The sequence below is a fragment of the Blattabacterium cuenoti genome (assembly GCF_014252255.1).
Lineage (GTDB): Bacteria > Bacteroidota > Bacteroidia > Flavobacteriales > Blattabacteriaceae > Blattabacterium > Blattabacterium cuenoti_J.
In genome coordinates this window covers 515,856-535,691 of sequence record NZ_CP059213.1, presented here as the reverse complement: position 1 = coordinate 535,691, position 19,836 = coordinate 515,856, and the positions used below count along the sequence as shown (strand labels likewise).

General features: G+C 22.1%; 16 protein-coding genes. 7 read left to right on the top strand and 9 right to left on the bottom strand.

The window, feature by feature from the left end; translation table 11 throughout:
• Positions 1 to 25: 25 nt before the first annotated feature.
• Positions 26 to 757 carry a bifunctional demethylmenaquinone methyltransferase/2-methoxy-6-polyprenyl-1,4-benzoquinol methylase UbiE gene (ubiE, locus tag H0H41_RS02600; RefSeq protein WP_185872149.1) on the bottom strand — a complete coding sequence of 244 codons (732 nt, stop codon included), beginning with the start codon at positions 755 to 757 and terminating at the stop codon, positions 26 to 28.
• 107 nt (positions 758 to 864) lie between these two features.
• Here ubiE and H0H41_RS02595 point away from each other — a divergent pair, with 107 nt between their 5' ends.
• The 6 genes from H0H41_RS02595 to H0H41_RS02570 are packed head-to-tail and all read left to right on the top strand — an operon-like array spanning position 865 to position 7,650.
• On the top strand, positions 865 to 1,971 hold the full coding sequence (locus tag H0H41_RS02595) for a 3-oxoacyl-ACP synthase III family protein (protein ID WP_185872148.1): 1,107 nt from the start codon (positions 865 to 867) through the stop codon (positions 1,969 to 1,971).
• Positions 1,972 to 1,987: 16 nt separating this feature from the next.
• Positions 1,988 to 2,242 (top strand): type B 50S ribosomal protein L31, encoded by a 255-nt coding sequence (locus H0H41_RS02590; RefSeq protein ID WP_185872147.1) that lies wholly within the window; start codon positions 1,988 to 1,990, stop codon positions 2,240 to 2,242.
• A gap of 16 nt (positions 2,243 to 2,258) precedes the next feature.
• Positions 2,259 to 3,449, top strand: coding sequence for a putative sugar nucleotidyl transferase (locus tag H0H41_RS02585; protein WP_185872146.1), 1,191 nt, complete (start codon positions 2,259 to 2,261; stop codon positions 3,447 to 3,449).
• A 42-nt stretch (positions 3,450 to 3,491) separates the two neighbouring features.
• Positions 3,492 to 5,795, top strand: coding sequence for a 5-methyltetrahydropteroyltriglutamate--homocysteine S-methyltransferase (metE, locus tag H0H41_RS02580; protein WP_185872145.1), 2,304 nt, complete (start codon positions 3,492 to 3,494; stop codon positions 5,793 to 5,795).
• 41 nt (positions 5,796 to 5,836) lie between these two features.
• Positions 5,837 to 6,286 carry a SufE family protein gene (locus tag H0H41_RS02575; protein WP_185872144.1) on the top strand — a complete coding sequence of 150 codons (450 nt, stop codon included), beginning with the start codon at positions 5,837 to 5,839 and terminating at the stop codon, positions 6,284 to 6,286.
• A 5-nt stretch (positions 6,287 to 6,291) separates the two neighbouring features.
• Positions 6,292 to 7,650: an aldehyde dehydrogenase family protein gene (locus H0H41_RS02570; RefSeq protein ID WP_185872143.1), complete on the top strand. Its 1,359-nt coding sequence runs from the start codon at positions 6,292 to 6,294 to the stop codon at positions 7,648 to 7,650.
• Here H0H41_RS02570 and rpoN read toward each other — a convergent pair.
• The 6 genes from rpoN to leuS all read right to left on the bottom strand — a co-directional run bounded on the left by rpoN (position 7,645) and on the right by leuS (position 16,225).
• Positions 7,645 to 9,123, bottom strand: a complete 1,479-nt coding sequence (gene rpoN / locus H0H41_RS02565) for an RNA polymerase factor sigma-54 (protein WP_185872142.1) — start codon at positions 9,121 to 9,123, stop codon at positions 7,645 to 7,647. The genes H0H41_RS02570 and rpoN overlap by 6 nt on opposite strands.
• A gap of 8 nt (positions 9,124 to 9,131) precedes the next feature.
• Positions 9,132 to 10,541, bottom strand: coding sequence for an asparagine--tRNA ligase (asnS, locus tag H0H41_RS02560; RefSeq protein WP_185872141.1), 1,410 nt, complete (start codon positions 10,539 to 10,541; stop codon positions 9,132 to 9,134).
• A 6-nt stretch (positions 10,542 to 10,547) separates the two neighbouring features.
• Positions 10,548 to 11,102, bottom strand: coding sequence for a ribosome-recycling factor (locus tag H0H41_RS02555; RefSeq protein WP_185872140.1), 555 nt, complete (start codon positions 11,100 to 11,102; stop codon positions 10,548 to 10,550).
• Between the two features lie 3 nt (positions 11,103 to 11,105).
• Positions 11,106 to 11,831, bottom strand: a complete 726-nt coding sequence (gene pyrH, locus H0H41_RS02550) for a UMP kinase (RefSeq protein WP_185872139.1) — start codon at positions 11,829 to 11,831, stop codon at positions 11,106 to 11,108.
• Positions 11,832 to 11,876: 45 nt separating this feature from the next.
• The gene (locus tag H0H41_RS02545; RefSeq protein ID WP_185872138.1) at positions 11,877 to 13,322 is read right to left on the bottom strand and encodes a Glu/Leu/Phe/Val family dehydrogenase; all 1,446 of its coding nucleotides are present in this window, start codon (positions 13,320 to 13,322) and stop codon (positions 11,877 to 11,879) included.
• A 122-nt stretch (positions 13,323 to 13,444) separates the two neighbouring features.
• Positions 13,445 to 16,225, bottom strand: coding sequence for a leucine--tRNA ligase (leuS, locus tag H0H41_RS02540; protein ID WP_185872137.1), 2,781 nt, complete (start codon positions 16,223 to 16,225; stop codon positions 13,445 to 13,447).
• Positions 16,226 to 16,358: 133 nt separating this feature from the next.
• Here leuS and mgtE point away from each other — a divergent pair, with 133 nt between their 5' ends.
• Positions 16,359 to 17,720, top strand: coding sequence for a magnesium transporter (gene mgtE / locus H0H41_RS02535; protein WP_185872136.1), 1,362 nt, complete (start codon positions 16,359 to 16,361; stop codon positions 17,718 to 17,720).
• Here the strand turns inward: mgtE and H0H41_RS02530 are convergent.
• Both H0H41_RS02530 and H0H41_RS02525 read right to left on the bottom strand, forming a co-directional pair.
• Positions 17,715 to 18,731 (bottom strand): RluA family pseudouridine synthase, encoded by a 1,017-nt coding sequence (locus tag H0H41_RS02530; RefSeq protein WP_185872135.1) that lies wholly within the window; start codon positions 18,729 to 18,731, stop codon positions 17,715 to 17,717. The genes mgtE and H0H41_RS02530 overlap by 6 nt on opposite strands.
• The gene (locus H0H41_RS02525; RefSeq protein ID WP_185872134.1) at positions 18,728 to 19,813 is read right to left on the bottom strand and encodes a PASTA domain-containing protein; all 1,086 of its coding nucleotides are present in this window, start codon (positions 19,811 to 19,813) and stop codon (positions 18,728 to 18,730) included. Before H0H41_RS02525 ends, H0H41_RS02530 begins: the two co-directional genes overlap by 4 nt.
• Between the last annotated feature and the right edge of the window lie 23 nt (positions 19,814 to 19,836).

The following is a 19,836-nucleotide window of genomic DNA, read 5'->3' as shown; positions in this document are numbered from 1 at the left end:
AAAATTCAGAATAAAAAAATAAAATTCATTTTATTGATAAATAAATAGAGGTAACTTCAAAAGTTAATTTTTTTGTATAAACTGTATTAAATTTATGATATTTTAAAAGTTTATTCATTTTTTTACCATAAAAAGAAAATGATTGAATAGATTCTTTTAAATAATTATATGCAAAATAATTATTTGATATAAAATTTCCTATTTTATTCATAATAAAATGAGTATAAAAATAATAAATTTTATTTATCCAATAATTAGATGGTTGAGAAAATTCTAATATTCCTAATATCCCTAAAGGTTTTAAAATTCTATATATTTCTTTTAATGAAAGATGAAGAAATTGAAAATTTCTTATTCCGAAAGCAATAGTTACTGCATCAAATGTTTCATTTTTAAATGGAATATGTTGTGAATATCCTTGAATTAATTTTATTCTGTTTTCTAAAGAATTTTTTTGTATTTTATTATGAGCTATTTGTAACATTTTATCGGATGGATCTAATCCAATAATACAAGAAGAATTATCAAATTTTTTTGCTAATAAAATAGCTAAATCACCAGTTCCAGTTGCTAAATCTAATATATTTTGAATTTTTATTCCTTGATTTTTATTAAATTGATATAATAAATAAATTATTTTTTTTCTCCAAAAAAAATCCATTCCAAATGATAATATATGATTAATTAAATCATATTTTTTATAAATATGATTAAACATATTTTTTATTTTTTTTTCTTTTAGAGAGTTTTTTTTCATAAAAATATTATATAATATACTTTAAATTTTGAATAAAAAATGGGTATTTTATTATTTAAAAAATTTTATTTTTTTACTTTATCCATTAATTTTGATTTTAAAAACAAATGATTCAATCAATCATTACAGGAACTGGTCATTATTTACCAAAAAAAATTATAAAAAGTGATTATTTTTTAAAACATAAATTTTACGATAAAAAAGGATTAAAAATTGATAAATCTAATGAAGAAATTATTAATAAATTTCAAAAAATAACGGAAATAGAAGAAAGAAGATATATAAATAAAGGATTATTGAATTCTGATATTGCAACGATTGCAGCAAAAAGAGCTTTAATGAATTCTAAAATTTATAAAGAAAAAATAGATTATATTATATCAGCTCATAATTATGGGGACATTCATCCTATTTCTTATCAATCTGATTTAATGCCTTCTATATCTTCTAGAGTAAAAAATAAACTTCAAATTAAAAATAAAAAATGTAGACCATATGATATGATTTTTGGTTGTCCAGGCTGGATTGAAGGAATGATTCTTGCTGATCAACTTTTAAAATCTAAATATGCTAAAAATATATTAATTACTAGTTCCGAAACTTTATCTAAAGTTATAGATCCACATGATAGAAATTCTATGATCTTTTCTGATGGGGCGGGAGCTGCTGTTTTATCAGGAATAGAAAATATAGAAAATGAAAAAAATGGAATTATTTATTATGAGACTCAATGTAATAATAATGAAGAATTATATTATTTAACTAATGGTCCTTCTTTAAATACCAATTATAAAAAGTCTTTACTGAACATTAGAATGAATGGAAGAAGAATATATGAATATGCATTAACAGAAGTCCCAAATATGTTAAAAAATCTTCTTGATCATGCTAATTTACATCTAAAAGATGTTAAAAAAATTCTTATTCATCAAGCTAATGCAAAAATGGATTATGCAATTTTAAAAAGATTATTAAAATTATATAATTATACTTCTTTTAAAAATTTTAATTTATCAAAAATAATGCCGATGACTATCAAAAAATTTGGAAATTCTTCTGTAGCTACTGTTCCTACTTTATTAGATTTAATTTTACAAGGAAAAATGCCATCTCATGAAATAAGACCTGGAGATATTATATTAATGGCGTCTTTAGGAGCAGGAATGAATATTAATGGAATGATTTACCGTTTTCCAAAAAAAAATATAATATAGAAATAAAATAAAAAATATGAAAAAAGAAATACATCCTAAAAATTATAGATCTGTTGTTTTTAAAGATATTAATAATGAAAAAATTTTAATTTGCCGATCAACAGTAAAAACAAAAGAATTTATTCAACTTAATGGATGTAATTATCCATTATATAAAATGGAAATATCTAGTTATTCCCATCCATTTTTTACTGGAGAAAAAAAATTTTTAGGAAAAACAGGCCCAGCAGAAAAGTTTAAGAAAAAATATGAAAAATATAAAAAAATTTAATATTTAAGTATTAATTATGAATGTTAATTTTATATTATATGATGGTATAGAATGGAAAAGTTTATTTCCTATAACATTTACTCGTCCTATATCAGAAATACGTTTAGGATTATTTACTATAAAAGAAAGATGGGAAAAATATATTGGTAAAAAAGCTTATGGTATTATTACACAACCATTTCTTTCAAAAAAATATTCATTAATAAATAATGATTTTTTTTTTAAAAATATATTATTAATAAATTCTTCTTATTTACCAAATGAAGAATTAATTCAAATGATTTTTTCTTTAAAAGAAAATGAAGCTATTTTTTTTAAAAAAAAAATTGTAGCTGTAAAAAAAAATTTTTCTTCTTATGATAAAAAAGAAAATTTAATTTCTTTTCATAAAAAATATGATATTAAAAAAATTATTCATATACAATATCCATGGGATATATTTATAAATAATAAAATTATATTAAAAAAAGATTTTATATTTTTAACAAAAGGAAAAAAATCTTTTTCTTTATTAGGAAAAAATTATATTCTTAATAAAAAAGAAATTTTTTTAGAAGAAAATATAAAAGCAAATAATGTTGTATTAAATGCTCATTTTGGTCCAATATATATTGAAAAAGGAGTTGAAATAATGGAAGGATCTGTAATAAGAGGACCAGTATGTATTGGAAAAAACTCAATATTAAATATTGGTTCAAAAATATATGGAGGAACAACTATTGGTCATTCTTGTAAAATAGGTGGAGAAATTATAAATTCTGTAATTTTTTCTTATTCTAATAAAGCTCATGATGGATTTTTAGGAAATACTATTTTAGGAGAATGGTGTAATTTAGGAGCTGGAACTAATGTTTCTAATTTAAGAAATGATTATCATAAAGTAACAGTTTGGAATTATGAAAAAAAAGATTTCATTCCTATTGATTTACAATTTTTTGGTATTATTATGGGAGATCACTCTAAATCTGGAATAAATACCCAATTTAATACAGCTACAATAGTAGGAGTTAGTTCTAATATTTTTGGATATGGATTTCCACCTAGATATATTCCTTCTTTTTCTTTTGGTGGAATACAATATAGAAAAAAAATACCTTTTTATCAAGTTTGTGAAACAGCTCATATGATGATGATAAGAAGAAATATTTATTTTTCTATTTTAGATAAAAAAATTTTAGAATATTTATATCAAATATTAGATATTTAGAAAAAAAAATTCAAAAAAATAGATAGATTTAATTAATAAAATATGCTGAAACATAATTTGGGTTATCCTCGTATAGGAATAAAAAGAGAATTAAAAAAAGCTTGTGAAGCTTATTGGTCTCAAAAAATTGATTTAAATGCTTTATTTGAAGTAGGTAGAAAAATAAGGAAAGAAAATTGGATAATGCAGGAAATAGCAAATTTAGATTTAATTCCATGCAACGATTTTAGTTTTTACGATCATGTTTTAGATATGTCCTTTTTATTAGGAAATATACCAGAATCTTATCTTTCTATAAAAACTATTGAAAATAATATTGATTTATATTTTGCTATGGCAAGGGGTTTTCAAAAGGATGGATGGGATATAAAAGCAATGGAAATGACGAAATGGTTTAATACAAATTATCATTACATAGTTCCAGAATTTTATAAAAATCAAAAATTTTATATTTTTTCAAAAAAAATTTTCGATGAATTAGAAGAATCAAAAAACTTATTCAAGTCAGTAAAAAAAATAAAGCCTGTATTAATAGGACCAATATCTTACCTTTTTTTGGGAAAAGAAAAAAAAGAAAAAGATAAATCCTTTCATAGGATGGATTTAATTGAAAATCTTGTTCCTGTTTATATAAAAATTATCAATGATTTAAAAAATAAAGGAGTAAAATGGATTCAATTAGATGAACCTATTTTAGTTTTAGATATGTCTGAAAAAGAAAAAGAAGCATTTCAATATGCTTATAAAAAAATATCTCAATTTTGTTCAGAAATTAATATTTTATTGACTTCTTACTTTGATGGAATTTCGGAAAATCTTTATCTTTTGAAAGATATTTTTATAAAAGCTTTGCATATAGATTTAGTAGAAGACTCAGAACAATTAGAAAAAATACTTTTCTTTTTCAAAGAATCAAAAATTATTTTATCATTAGGTATCATTGATGGAAGAAATATATGGAAAAATAATTATACTCATTCAATCAATAAAATTAAAAAAACAATAAAATATATAGGAGAAAATCGTGTAATGATAGCACCAAACTGTTCTCTTTTACATATTCCTATAAATATAGAATATGAAAATTTTATTCATAAAGACATCAAAAATAGAATGTCTTTTGCTAAACAAAAAATTTATGAATTAAATGATTTAGAATGTATTATAAAAGGAGATAAAAATATTTTATTAAATAATTTTTCTTTTTTTGAAAAAAATAAAAATTCTTCTATTTTTCATGATAAAAAAATAAAAGAAAGAGTAAAAAAAATAAAAGATAAAGATATACAAAGAAAAAATCCTTTTTCTATTCGACAAAGAATACAAAAAGAAAAATTTAATCTTCCTTTATTTCCAACTACTACTATAGGATCTTTTCCTCAAACGAAAGAAATACGTAGTTTACGAAATAAATTTCGTAAAAACGAATTAAATAAAGAAGAATATGATAAAAAAATACAACATTATATTATAAATGTTATTAAAAAACAAGAAGAAATAGATTTAGATGTTTTAGTTCATGGTGAATTTGAACGAACTGATATGGTAGAATATTTTTCTGACAAATTAAAAGGAATACTTTCTACTAATAATGGATGGGTTCAAAGTTATGGAAGTCGATGTGTAAAACCTCCTATTATTTATGGAGATGTTAATCGTATTGGTAATATGACTATTGATTGGATATGTTTTGCTCAATCGAAAACAAAAAAATTAATGAAAGGAATGTTAACTGGTCCAGTTACCATTTTACAATGGTCTTTTGTTAGAGATGATCAACCTATTTATTATACTGCTTATCAAATAGCTTGGGCTATTAGAGAAGAAGTTTTATCTTTAGAAAAATTAGGAATTAAAATTATTCAAATTGACGAACCTGCTCTGAGAGAAGGATTACCTTTGAAAAAAAAGAATTGGAATTTTTATTTTGATTGGGCTATTAAATCATTTCGTATTTCTTCAAGTGGTGTAAAAGATGAAACTCAAATTCATACACATATGTGTTATAGTGAATTTAATGATATATTAAAGCATATTTCACATCTTGATGCTGATGTCATTACTATGGAAACTTCTAGATCAAAAATGGAATTATTAAAAGCTTTTTCTGTTTTTTCTTATCCTAATGAAATAGGACCAGGGGTATATGATATTCATTCACCTAGAATTCCTTCTGTAGAAGAAATTTTTGATTTAATAAAAAAAGCTTCTAAAACATTACCAATTAAAAATATTTGGGTAAATCCCGATTGTGGATTAAAAACTAGAAAATGGGAGGAAGTATTAAAATCTTTAAAAAATATGACAGAAGCGGCGAAACTAGCAAGAATAAAACTTTCTAATTAATATTCTTAATTTTTTTATTTTATTTATATAAAAATTTAGAAATGACTTTACATAAAAAAGAAGAAATAATAAAAAAAGAGTTTCATATTCTAAATAGTTGGGAAGAAAAATATGAATATTTGATAGATTTAGGAAAAAAATTACCAAAAAAATCAGATAATTTTAGATCAAATGAAAAATTAATTCAAGGTTGTCAATCAAAAATTTGGCTAGATGCTAAATTAAAAGAATCTCGTATTTTTTTTTCTGCTGACGGTGATGCATTATTACCTAGAGGTATGGCAGCTCTTATGATTCGTGTTTATTCAGGTTTATTTCCTTTTGAAATTATTTATTCAAATACGAATTTTATTTATGAAATAGGATTTCAAACTTTTTTATCTCCTATTCGAGCAAATGGAATGCTTTTATTTTTAAAAAAAATAAAATTATATGCTATAGCTTTTAATGCAAAAATTTCTATTGGATTGAATGGTAAAAGTAAAATTTAAAAAAAATGTTTCAAACTATTAATCCTGTAAATAATAAAATTTTAAATAATTATTATTTTTTATCTGAAAAAAATATTAAAAAAAAATTATCTATAGCTCATAATGCATATAAAAAATGGAAAAATTTTTCCTTTAATACTAGAATTAAATATATAACGGAATTATATTTTTGTATGCAAAAAAATATAGATATTATATCCTATTTAATAACCCAAGAAATGGGAAAACCTATTACTCAATCTCGTTTAGAAGTAAATAAAAGCATACACTTATGTAAATATTATTGCCAATTAAAAGAATCTATTTTTTTTCAAAAAATATATACTGAATATGAAAAATCTTATGTATTATTTGAATCAATAGGTGCTATATTAGGAATTATGCCTTGGAATTATCCGATTTGGCAAACTATAAGGTCTACTATTCCTAATTTAGTATTAGGAAATGTAATTCTTATTAAACCAGCTTTAAATACATCAGAAAGTTGTATAACTTTGGAAAAAATGTTTATAAAATCTGGTTTTCCAAAAGGAATTTTTCAAGTTTTATTAATAGATGTTTCTAAAATAGAATTAGTTATAGCAAATCCAATAATACAAGGAGTAACATTTACAGGAAGTTCTTTATCTGGAAGTATTATAGGATCATTATCTGGAAAATATACTAAAAAATCTATTTTAGAATTAGGAGGAAATGATGCTTTTGTGATTATGAAAGATGTTGAAAATATTAAAAAAATAGCAAAAATAGCTACAGAATCAAGATTAAATAATACTGGACAAACATGTATTTCTGCAAAAAGATTTATTGTAGATAAATTGATTATTGATGATTTTATAGATATAGTTATTCAAGAAATGAAAAAATATAAAAGAGGTGATTTATATGATGAATATACTAAAATTGGTTATATTTCCCGTTCTGATTTATCAAAAAAATTATATCAACAATATAAGAATATAATATCAAATGGAGGAAAAATATGTTTAGATACTCATAAAGATGGGAATTTTTTTTCCCCATCTTTATTGATGGTAGAAAAAGATAATTTTATAATAAAAAAAGAAGAAATATTTGGGCCAATAGGAATTATTTATTCTTTTTCTATAGAAGAAGAAATTCCTGATATAGTTAATAATACATGTTATGGATTAGGGGCATCTATTTGGACAAAAGATTTAGAAAAAGCTGAAAATTTTTCTAAAAAAATAGAAACTGGTATGGTATTTATTAATGAAATTGTAAAATCAGATGTTAGATTTCCTTTTGGAGGAGTAAAAAAATCTGGATATGGTAGAGAATTATCTTTTTTATCTATAAAAGAATTTTCCAATTGGAAAACAATAATTATAAAAAAATTATAAATTTTTTCGCATTCTTGCAACAGGAATATGCATTTGATCTCTATATTTAGCTACTGTTCTTCTAGCTATTAAATAACCTTTTTTTTTGAGTATTTTAGATAACTTTTCATCAGTAAAAGGTTTTTTTTTATTTTCCTTTGCAATAGATTCTAATAAAAGTTTTTTAATTTCAATAGAAGAAATTTCTTCTCCTTCTTTATTTTTCATTTTTTCGGAAAAAAAACTTTTTATTAAAAAAGTTCCATATGGTGTATTAACATATTTACTATTAGCAACACGAGAAACTGTAGAAATACCTAAACCAATTTTTTGTGAAATATTTTTTAAAATCATAGGTTTTATTTTAATTATATCTCCAGTTAAAAAATATTCTTTTTGATAATCCATAATAGCATTCATTGTTAACATTAATGTATTTTTACGTTTTTTAATTGCATCTACAAACCATTTAGCTGAATCTATTTTTTGTTTTAAAAAAACAATAGTTTCTTCATTTTTTTTAAAACTTTTTTCTTTTGAAGATTTATAAGAATTTAACATTTTTAAATAAATAGATGAAACTTTTAATTCTGGAATATTTTTTTGATTTAAAGAAAGTTCTAATTTATTATCTACTATACAAATAGTAAAATCAGGAATAATATAATCAAAATTTTTTGTATTATCAGAATAAATTCTTCCTGGTTTTGGATTTAATTTTTCTATTTGAAGCATCGATTCTCGTAATTTTTTTTTTGTTATTCCTAACTTTTTTTGCAATTTTTGATAATTTTTTTTTATAAAAAATTCAAAATTTGATTGTATAATTTTTTTAGCTAAAATAATTTTTTTAGTTATTTTTTTTTTACCTAATTGAATAAGTAAACATTCTTGTAAATTTCTAGCTCCTACTCCGACAGGATCTAATTTTTGTATATAATTTATAATTAATTGTTCTACTTTATTTTTAGTAACTAATATTCCAAGTGTTAATAAAATATCATCTACTATAGATGTAATTTTTCTTCTTATATAACCATTATCATCTATATTTCCTAATATAAAATCTGCTATCAATAAATCTTTTTCCGTCAAAAAAAAAGTATGTAATTGATTTTTTAAATATTCTTGAAAAGAAATTCCAGAAATAATAGAAATATTTTTTTCTATTCCGTAATTTTTATGATTAACTTGAAAATCTTCCATTTCATCATAACTGAAATATTCATCAATATCAGAAATATTTATAGATTGATTTTGATTTTCTATAATATCAGAATCATAATTTTTTTCTTCTAATTCTAATATTTCTGATTCTGAATGTTTTTCTTCTAAATCAGAAAAATATTCTTCTTCTAAAGCAGGATTTTCTTCTAATTCTTTTTGAACTCTTTGTTCAAAATCTAAAGTAGATAATTGAACTAATTTCATTAATTTAATTTGTAATGGAGAAAGTTTATGTAGTCCTCTTTGGGATAATTGATGTTTTAACATAATATGTTTTAAAATTCTGCATTATTTGGAGTTCTTGGGAATGGAATAACATCACGAATATTATTCATTCCTGTGATAAATTGAACTAAACGATCAAATCCTAACCCAAATCCACTATGAGGGACAGAACCAAAACGACGTGTATCTAAATACCACCAAAGTTTATTTTTATCCGTATTTGTATCTTTTATGCGTTGTAATAATATTTCATAACGTTCTTCTCTTTGAGATCCTCCAATAATTTCTCCTATTTCTGGAAATAAGATATCCATAGCTCTAACTGTTTTTCCATCATTATTAATACGCATATAAAAAGCTTTAATACAAGAAGGATAATCAAATATAATAACAGGTATTTTAAAATATTTATTAACTAAATATTGTTCATGTTCTGATTGTAAATCCATACCCCAAATAATTGGATGAAAAAATTTTATATTTTTATTTTTTTCTTCTTTAAGAAGAATTTTTATAGCTTCTGTATAAGAAATTCTTTTAAATGGAAATTTTAAAATGAGATATAATTTATCTAAAAGATATTTTTTATCATTTTTGTTCCATTTTTTAAAATATTCATTTAAAAAAAATAAATCTTCTATATTCTTATTAAGAATATATTTAATAATAAATTTTAAAAAATCTTCAGCTAAATTTATATTTTCTTCTAGATTATAAAAAGCAATTTCTGGTTCTATCATCCAAAATTCGGATAAATGTCGTGAAGTGTTAGAATTTTCTGCACGAAATACAGGTCCAAATGTATAAACTTTTCCTAATCCTAAAGCGGCTGTTTCTGCTTCTAATTGTCCAGATACACTTAAATAAGTTTTACATTTAAAAAAATCTTTTGTAAAATCTATTGGATTTTTTTTAAAATCCATAGTAGTAATTTGAAACATTTTTCCACTACCTTCACAATTTAAAGTAGTGATTATTGGAGTATGAATATAAAAAAAATCATTAATATGAAAATATTTATGAATACAAAAAGCTATATGATGACGAATTCGCATAACACAACTAAAAATATTTGTTCTAAAACGTAAATGAGCTTGTTCACGAATTTTTTCAAAACTATGTTTTTTAGGTTGTAAAATAGATTTTTGAAGAATTGATGAATTTACAGATTCATATATAGTAATATCTGAAGATAGTAATTCTATGTATTGTTTTTTTCCGATACTTTTTATTACAGTTCCTATAACTTGAATGGAAGTTCCAATTGTTATTTTTTTATAAATTTTTTTTTCCAATTTTTTGGATAAAATAATTTGCAAATTTTTAATTGTAGATCCATCATTTAAAATAATAAAAATAGAATAACGAAAAGAACGAATCCATCCTTCAACTAAGACTTTTTTATTTATAACATCTTTTCCTTTATTTAATAATTCTTTAATTGAATATTTTTTTATCATTATACATTATATTATCAATATTTCTTGTTCTTTATAAAGAAATAAATCTTCTATTTTTTGTATATATTCACTTGTTATTTTTTGTATTTTATTTTCTCCTACTTTTAAAAAATCTTTAGATATTTTTAATTTTCTTATATATTGTTTATTTTTTTTTCGTACATTTCTTATAAGAATTTTTGTATGTTCTGTTTGTAATTTAATTTTTTTTATTAAATTTTTTCTTCCTTCTTCTGTAATAATTGGTAAATGTATATGAATAAATTCTCCTTTATTAGTTGGCATAAATCCTAAATTAGCATCTATTATAGCTTTATCTATATGTGTTATAATAGAACGATCCCAAGGATGAATCGTTATATTCATACTGTCTAAAACAGTAATATTTGCTACTTCTATAAGTAGGAAATAACTTCCATAACATTTTATTTTTATTTTTCCTAAAAAAGAAGATATAGATTTACTACCTAATCGAATACGATGAATTTCTTCTTTTAATTTTTTTAAAATTTTTTCCATATCTTTTTTACAAGAAAAAAAAATATTGTTTAATTCATCCATAATTCATATATTATATTTTTTTTTAGAAACTAAAGTTCCTATTTCTTCTCCAGAAATTACTTTTTTAAAATTTCCTTTTCTATTAATATCAAAAATTATAATTGGTAAATTATTTTCATTTCCTAAAATAAATGCAGTTTGATCCATAACTTTAATTCCCATTTGGTATACCATATCAAAAGATATATTTTTAATTTTTTTTGCATATTTATCTTTTTCAGGATCTGTAGTATAAATTCCATCAACTCTAGTTCCTTTTAATAAAATATCGGCTTTAATTTCTATAGCACGTAAAACAGCAGCTGTATCTGTAGTAAAATAAGGATTTCCTAATCCTGCGACAAATATTACAACTCTTCCTTTTTCAAGATGATGAATAGCTCTATCTTTACCAAAAGGTTCTGCTATTTGATCCATTTTAATAGCTGTTTGAATATAAGCACATATTCCTATATTTTCTAAATATGATTGAAAAGCTATACCGTTAATAACGGTAGCTAACATACCCATATAATCTCCTTCTATACGATTTATAGTCTTTTCCTTTATTCTAGAAAATCCTCTAAATATATTTCCTCCTCCAATGACTATAGCTACTTGAGCTCCCATATCTACTACTTTTTTAACTTCTTCAGCATATTGTTGAAGACGAGTAGAATGAAGTCCAAATTCGTTGTTTCCCATTAAAGCTTCTCCGCTTAATTTCAATAATGATCTTTTGTACTTCATGAAAAAGATATTTACATAAAAATATATTTTTTAAGAAAAAGGATTTTATGGAAAAATTCCTAATTTTTCATAAGAATCTACAATTTTATTTATAGCAAAAACAAATGCTGCAGTACGCATATTTTCTATTTTTAATGATTTTTGTAAATCACGAATTTTATGAAATCCACTAATCATTGTATCTTCTAATCCACTTCTAACTAAATCTATTTCTCTTGGTCCTCTTAATATTATTTTTTTTTCTTCTTTTGAAATTTTTTTTTTGCAAATAGTTTCAACAATTTGTAATAATTCTGCATTCATATTTTCACTAAATCTTTTTTCCATTCGTCCATAACGAACATGACTTAAATTTTTTAACCATTCAAAATAAGAAACAGTTACTCCACCTGCATTTAAATAAATATCTGGAACTATAATAATTCCTTTTTTTTCCAATATTTCATCAGCTTCTGGAGTAATAGGACCATTTGCAGCTTCTCCAATAATTTTAGCTTTAATACGATTTGCATTATTTTTATGAATAACATTTTCTAATGCTGCAGGAATTAAAATATCACATTCTAATTCTAGAGCATGTTCTGTATTTTCAATATTTTTTGCTTCTGGAAAATTTAATATAGATCCAGTATTTTTTAAATGTAAAATAACTTCGGAAATATTTAATCCTTTTTTATTATAAATAGCTCCTTCTCTTTCTGCTAAAGCAATAATAATAGCTCCTGATTCATGAAAAAAAGTAGCAGCATGATAACCAACATTTCCTAATCCTTGTATTATAATTTTTTTATCTATTAATCCTACATCAAGTCCTATAGATTTCATATCTTCTTTGATAGAACATAATTCTCTAATACCATAAAAAACACCTAATCCTGTTGCTTCTTTTCTTCCTCTAACCCCTCCCTGGGATACAGGTTTTCCTGTTACACATGCTAATGCATCTACATCTCCCGGACGTATAGATAAATAAGTATCAAAAATCCAACTCATTTCTCTTTCTCCAGTTCCATAATCAGGAGCTGGAACATCTATTCCTGGACCAATAAAATTTTTTTTAATTAATTCAGAAGTATAACGACGAGTTATTTTTTCTATATTCTCATATGATATAATTTGTGGATCAATTTTAATACCACCTTTAGCTCCTCCAAAAGGGACATCTACTATAGCACATTTATAGCTCATTAAAGCTGCTAAAGTCATAATTTCATCTTGATTAACTTTTATGCTGTATCTAATTCCTCCTTTACATGGTAATTTATGATGAGAATGTTGAACTCTATAAGCTTCAATAACTTTTATTTTTTTTCCTATTTTTACAGGAAAATTCATATGATATACAGAATTACAAGCTTTAATATGTTCTAAAAGACCTTTTTCAATAGAAATAAATCGTGTAGCTTTATCAAAATTTTTTTCTATACAATTAAAAAAACTGTATGTACCAGTTTTAATTTGTTTTTTTTTGACATAAAAGTTTTTACACATTTTTTATTTTTTTAAAATAAAATATAAAAATGTTCTAAATACATAATACAAATCTACATTTTATGTAGAAAATTTTAATATAAAACTTTATAATACTTTATAATATATATCATATCGATGATTTAATCATGTAAAATATTTATTATTTTTTTAGGAATTATAATTATTTTTTTTATTTTTTTTTCTTGTAAAAAAGATTTTATTTTATAATGATTTAAAATTTGATTTTTTATTTCTTTTATTGAAATATTAGAATTAAATTTTTCTGTAAACTTTAATTTTCCATTAAACATAATAGGATAGATAATTTTATCTATTATTAGATATTTTGGATGAAAATTAGGAATTAAATAATGAATAATAGATTTATTTTTTCCTAATTTAAACCATAATTCTTCAGCTATATGAGGAGAAAAAGGTGCTATTAATTGAACTAAAGGTTCCAATATTTTTCTTTTATTACATTTTAATATGGTTAATTCATTTACAAAAATCATCAATGAACTAATTGATGTATTGAAAGAAAAAGATTCTATTTTATCCTGTATATTTTTAATATTATGATGTAAAATTTGTAATTCTTTAAATGTTGGATTTATTTCACTAACTTGAAATTTATTATTATTATGAAATAAACGCCAAAATTTATTTATAAAATTTTTAATTCCATTTATTTTTTCATCATTCCAAGGTTTAGATTGAGTAATAGGACCTAAAAACATTTCATACATTCTAAATATATCTGATCCATATTTATTACAAATATCATCAGGATTAATTACATTATATTTAGATTTAGACATTTTTTCTAATTTTCTTTTACAAAGAAAAATTTCTCCTTCTAAAAGGAAAGTTGAAAAACGAAATTCTGGTTTATTTTTTTTAAATTTTTCTATATCTAATTCTTTATTATTCCTTATTAAGGAAATATCTACATAAATTTCTTGAAATAAAACATTTTTTTTCTTTTTTCTTAATCCATAAGAAATAAAAGTATTTTCTCCTATAATTTTGAGTATAAAAGCAGAATAATTTAGAATCATTCCTTGATTTAATACCTTTTTAAAAGGTTCTTCAGTTGTAACCCATCCTCTATCCTTTAAAAATTTATGCCAAAATCTTGCATAAATTAAATGTCCAGTACTATGTTCTGATCCTCCAATATATAAATCAATATTTTTCCAATAATTTTCTTTTTTTTTATCAAGAAAAAATTTGTTATTATGAACATCCATATATCTTAAAAAATACCAACTAGATCCGGCCCAACTTGGCATTGTATTTGTTTCTATTGGAAATATATTTTTATAATCAATTAATGTATTTGAAACTATTTTCATATTTTTTTCATCCCATGCCCAATTTTTTGCTCTAATTAATGAAGATTTTCCGTTTTTTGGATGATAATTATTTATTTTTGGTAAAATAATTGGTAATTTATCTACAGGAATTGTTTTTGGAATTTTATTTTTAAAATAAATAGGAATTGGTTCTCCCCAATATCTTTGTCTAGAAAAAATAGCATCACGTATTTTATACGTAATATTTTGTTTACCTATTTTTTTTTCTATTAATATTTTTATAATTTTTTCTCTTGCTTGTTTTTTATTTAATCCATTTAATAAATCAGAATTAATACATATATCATTTTTTTCAAAAACTTGAATAATTTCTAATTTAAATTTTTTAGCAAAAATATTACATTTTTCTTCATATACAGGAATTCCTATCATAGATTTTATTTTTTTATTGATAGAAAAAAAACTACTAATATAAATAGGAATTTTTTTATTTTTAATAATGGGATGAAAAACATAATTTCCTGTAAAAATTCCAGAAGGTTTTTTTATATATTCATCAGAATCAAGTTTTTGCATTAAATATGTTAAAACCTTTTCCTTATGAAAAGGAACACTAATTTTAGTTACAAGTGGATGATCTGGAGATAAAATAATAAAAGTCATTCCAAATATCATTTCTGGAAATGAAATAAATAATTCAATTTTATCAATATTATTAATAGTGTATACAATTTTTAATTGTAAAGAAATTTCTTTTGATTTTCCTATCCAATTTAATTGTAATTTTTTAAGAGATAGAGAAGAGTTAATTAAATTTAATCCTTTTATAAGCCTTTCTGCATATGCACTAATTCTTATATGCCATTGTAACATTTTTTTTTTATAAACTGGATATCCCCCTCTTTGACTTTTTCCATTTTTAATTTCATCATTAGCTAAAACAGTTCCTAATCCTGGACACCAATTAACAATATTTTTACATAAAAAAGCTAACCTATAGTTTAAAAGAATAGATTCTTTTTCGTAAAAATTTAATTTTTTCCATATTTTTGAATTAAATTTATACTTATAAGAAGTACTTGCATTAATAAAATTATTTCCATTTTTATAAAATTCTTCAATTAAAAGATTTATAGGTTTAGCTTTTTCACAATTTTTATCATACCAAGAATTAAAAATTTGAATAAACATCCATTGAGTCCAACGATAATAATTTGGATCACTAGTGAAAAATTTACGATTCCAATCAAAAGAAATACCTATTTGATCCATTTGATTTTTATATTTTTTTGAATTTTGAATCGTGGTATTATAAGGATGTTTTCCTGTTTGTATTGCATATTGTTCTGCTGGTAATCCAAAAGAATCAAATCCTATGGGCATTAAAACATTATATCCTCTTGCACGTTTATATCTTGCATAAATATCTGACGCAATATAACCTAAACAATGACCAATATGTAGTCCTGCTCCAGAAGGATAAGGAAACATATTTAAAATATAATATTTTTTATTTTTTTCATTTTCTTTAGTAAAAAAAATATTATATTTTTTCCAATATATTTGCCAACGTTTTTCTATTTCTTTAAAATTATATTCCATTTTAAATTTTTTTATATAAAAATTGCAATGATTACGTAATTTTAACTTTTATACAGTAAACTTCATATAATGAATATATCGAATATATAACATATAAATATTCAGAAAAAAATTTCTATAAAAAAAGAAAAAAATGTTTAATAAGTATCAATATTATTTAAATAATGATGAATTTTTAAATAATCAAACTATTAGTAGTTTAATAAAAATTATTCATCATTATCCAAATGATGTTATTAAAATATTTAATTTATTAAAATTATATAAATCTATTTCTGTTTTTAAACAATTGGATTTTTCTATAAAAAAAAAAATTATACAAGAGTTACCTTCTATTAAAAAAATGGAAATATTAAATAATTTATCAGTAAATGATCGTATTTCTTTTTTAGAAAAAATTCCTAAAAATTTATTAAAAAATTTAATTAAATATTTAAGTATAGAAGAAAAATGTAAAATATTAATATCACTAGGATATCCTAAAAATAGTATAGGACGTTTAATGGGCCCATATTATATTGCTATTCCAAAAACTTGGAAAATCCAAAAAGTTTTAGATTATATACGAAAAGAAGTAAAAAATAGTAATATAATAGAAATTATTTATATTATTGATAAAAAAGGAAAATTAATATATGATATAAAAATTAAAGAATTTTTATTAATAGATCCAAATAAAAAAGTATATAATTTAATGGAAAATAATCGATTTTATACTTCTTTTAATCTTACAGATACAGAAGAAGAAGCTTGTAAAATATTTTCTAGAAATAATAGACTTTCTATTCCAGTTATTGATGATCATAATTTTTTATTAGGAATAGTAACAATAGATGATATTTTATGGGTATTAAATGAAAATTATAGAGAAAATATTAAAAAAATAGGAGAAATAGAAAAAAAAACATTATTAAATTCATCATATTTAAATGAACCTTTATATAGATTAATTAAAAAAAGAGCAGGATGGTTAATTTTATTGTTTATTGGAGAAATGTTAACAACAACAGTTATGCAAAAATTTTCAAGTTTTATTGAAAAAGCAGTAGTACTTGCTTTATTTATTCCTTTAGTTGTTTCAAGTGGAGGAAATAGTGGATCTCAAGCAGCTAGCATAATTATTCAAGCAATGGCTTTAGGAGAGGTAAAAATAAAAGATTGGTGGATTGTTATGCGAAGAGAAATTATTTGTGGTTTTTTTTTAGGTAGTATTTTAGGATTGACTGGATTTATTCGTATAATTGCTTGGCATAAAATTCATTTTTTTAATTATGGACATCATTGGATGTTAGTTGGATTAACTGTTTTTTTATCTTTAATTGGAGTAGTTTTATGGGGGACTTTGAGTGGAGCTATGTTACCTTTTATAATTAAAAAATTTATAGGAGATCCTGCTAGTTCTTCTGCACCTTTTGTTGCAACATTAGTTGATGTTATTGGATTAATAATATACTTTTCTATATCTTATATTCTTTTACGTGGAACTTTGTTATAAAAGTATATTTCTACAATTTTCTAAAACTGTTTTGAAATCTTTAGGTATTGGACAAAAAAAATGACATTTTCCATTTTTAGGATGAATAAAAGAAAGAGAAATAGCATGTAATGCTTGTCTTTTTAAAATTTTTAAACAGTTGTTTAAAAATTTTATCTTTTTATTTGAACATTGTTTTTTCATAAAAATTTTATTTCCTCCATAAATAGAATCATGAAATAATGGATGTCCTAAATATTTAAAATGAGCTCTTATTTGATGTGTTTTTCCCGTTTTTATATTACAAATAATATATGTTAAATATTTAAATCTTTCTAATACTTTATAATGTGTAATAGAATATTTTCCTCTATTTTTATGATCTTCTTTAAAGATTGTCATTTTTTTTCTATTTTTAGGATCTCTTCCAATAAAACCAGTAATAGTTCCTTTTTCTTGAATTAAATTACCCCATATTAAAGCTATGTATTTTCTTTGAATTGTTTTATAATAAAATTGTTGCAATAAATGATTTTGAGAATATTCATTTTTAGCTAAAACTAATAAACCTGATGTATCTTTGTCTAATCTATGAACTAATCCACATCTATATAAATTAAAATTATTTAAATTTGAATGATTCAAATAATATTTAATTCCATGAATTAATGTTCCTGTTTCATTTCCAAATCCAGGATGTACTACCATTCCTGCAGGTTTATTTATAACAATAATATCTTCGTCTTCATGAATAATATTTAGATTGATTTTTTCTGCATTAATATTTTTATATTCTAAATAATCTAAAATAGTAGTAGTAGGTGTTGAAATTTTTATTTCAATAAAATCCAAAGGCTTTATTTTATAGTTTTTTTTTATAATTTTTTTATTTACTATAATGTTTCCTAATGTTGCATATTTTTGAATTTGATTTCTACTAATATTTTTTATTTTTTTTTTTAAAAATTTATCAATACGGATTTCTTTTTGGTTTTTATTTACAATAATTTTAATTAGTGTTGATTTATTCATTTACTTCGTAAGTATAATATTTTTTCTCCTTTCTTTTTTTCTCCTTTCTTTTCTTCTCCTTTCTTTTTTTCTCCTTTCTTTTTTTCTCCTTTCTTTTTTTCTCCTTTCTTTTCTTCTCCTTTCTTTTTTTCTCCTTTCTTTTCTTCTCCTTTCTTTTCTTCTCCTTTCTTCTCTTCTCCTTTCTTCTCTTCTCCTTTCTTCTCTTCTCCTTTCTTCTCTTCTCCTTTCTTCTCTTCTCCTTTCTTCTCTTCTCCTTTCTTCTCTTCTTCTTTCTTCTCTTCTTCTTTCTTTTTTTCTATTTTTAGATTATCAAATATTTCCTTTGAAGTTAACCATAGATCAACAGATTTGTTTTTATTTTGAATTTCTCCAGGATATGGTTTTTGACGATATACTTTTGCATTTTGATCAGGGGATATTATTGATTTGTCATAATAAAAATTAATAATATGAAAAAATTTTTCTTTTAAAATCAAATTTGCAGATTGTAATGACATTCCAATTACATTTGGAACTATTAAATTATTTTTTTCATATCCTTTTCCAATAATTAAAGTGATTCCTTTTTGATTTTTATTATAAGGAAAAATGTATCCATATTGGATTAATTTATTTTCATAAACAATTTTAATAACAATATCTTTAGAAAAATCATTAATATATTTAATTTCTTTAATTGGAATATGGTTATCATGAAGTAATTTTATTGCAATATATTTGTTTTTATTTATGATTTTTGGTAAAATAATAGTAGGATATTTTGATTTAGAATATACTTGTAAATATATATGTCTCCCTTCTTTTACATGATCACCAGCTTCTGGAGAAAAGGATATTATTTTATTATTCATCAAATTAGAATTATAACGTAATCCATCTAGATCATATTTTAATCCTAATTTTTTTAAAATAGATATAGATTGAGATAAAGTCAAATAACGCAAATTAGGAACAACAACATAAGAACCATGTTTAGTATAAATATCAACCCACTTTAATGCAAGTCTAGTAATTTTGTATAAAAAAAATATGGATATTAATAAATTAATAATGAATATTACAAAATATTTTGAATAATTCATACAAAAAAATATTTATTTAAATA

What these genes read in the sequence shown, in the direction of transcription:
- ubiE (WP_185872149.1), bottom strand. Translation starts at nt 757, where the DNA reads ATGAAAAAAAACTCTCTAAAAGAAAAAAAAATAAAAAATATGTTTAAT.
- H0H41_RS02595 (WP_185872148.1), top strand. Translation starts at nt 865, where the DNA reads ATGATTCAATCAATCATTACAGGAACTGGTCATTATTTACCAAAAAAA.
- H0H41_RS02590 (WP_185872147.1), top strand. Translation starts at nt 1,988, where the DNA reads ATGAAAAAAGAAATACATCCTAAAAATTATAGATCTGTTGTTTTTAAA.
- H0H41_RS02585 (WP_185872146.1), top strand. Translation starts at nt 2,259, where the DNA reads ATGAATGTTAATTTTATATTATATGATGGTATAGAATGGAAAAGTTTA.
- metE (WP_185872145.1), top strand. Translation starts at nt 3,492, where the DNA reads ATGCTGAAACATAATTTGGGTTATCCTCGTATAGGAATAAAAAGAGAA.
- H0H41_RS02575 (WP_185872144.1), top strand. Translation starts at nt 5,837, where the DNA reads ATGACTTTACATAAAAAAGAAGAAATAATAAAAAAAGAGTTTCATATT.
- H0H41_RS02570 (WP_185872143.1), top strand. Translation starts at nt 6,292, where the DNA reads ATGTTTCAAACTATTAATCCTGTAAATAATAAAATTTTAAATAATTAT.
- rpoN (WP_185872142.1), bottom strand. Translation starts at nt 9,123, where the DNA reads ATGTTAAAACATCAATTATCCCAAAGAGGACTACATAAACTTTCTCCA.
- asnS (WP_185872141.1), bottom strand. Translation starts at nt 10,541, where the DNA reads ATGATAAAAAAATATTCAATTAAAGAATTATTAAATAAAGGAAAAGAT.
- H0H41_RS02555 (WP_185872140.1), bottom strand. Translation starts at nt 11,102, where the DNA reads ATGGATGAATTAAACAATATTTTTTTTTCTTGTAAAAAAGATATGGAA.
- pyrH (WP_185872139.1), bottom strand. Translation starts at nt 11,831, where the DNA reads ATGAAGTACAAAAGATCATTATTGAAATTAAGCGGAGAAGCTTTAATG.
- H0H41_RS02545 (WP_185872138.1), bottom strand. Translation starts at nt 13,322, where the DNA reads ATGTGTAAAAACTTTTATGTCAAAAAAAAACAAATTAAAACTGGTACA.
- leuS (WP_185872137.1), bottom strand. Translation starts at nt 16,225, where the DNA reads ATGGAATATAATTTTAAAGAAATAGAAAAACGTTGGCAAATATATTGG.
- mgtE (WP_185872136.1), top strand. Translation starts at nt 16,359, where the DNA reads ATGTTTAATAAGTATCAATATTATTTAAATAATGATGAATTTTTAAAT.
- H0H41_RS02530 (WP_185872135.1), bottom strand. Translation starts at nt 18,731, where the DNA reads ATGAATAAATCAACACTAATTAAAATTATTGTAAATAAAAACCAAAAA.
- H0H41_RS02525 (WP_185872134.1), bottom strand. Translation starts at nt 19,813, where the DNA reads ATGAATTATTCAAAATATTTTGTAATATTCATTATTAATTTATTAATA.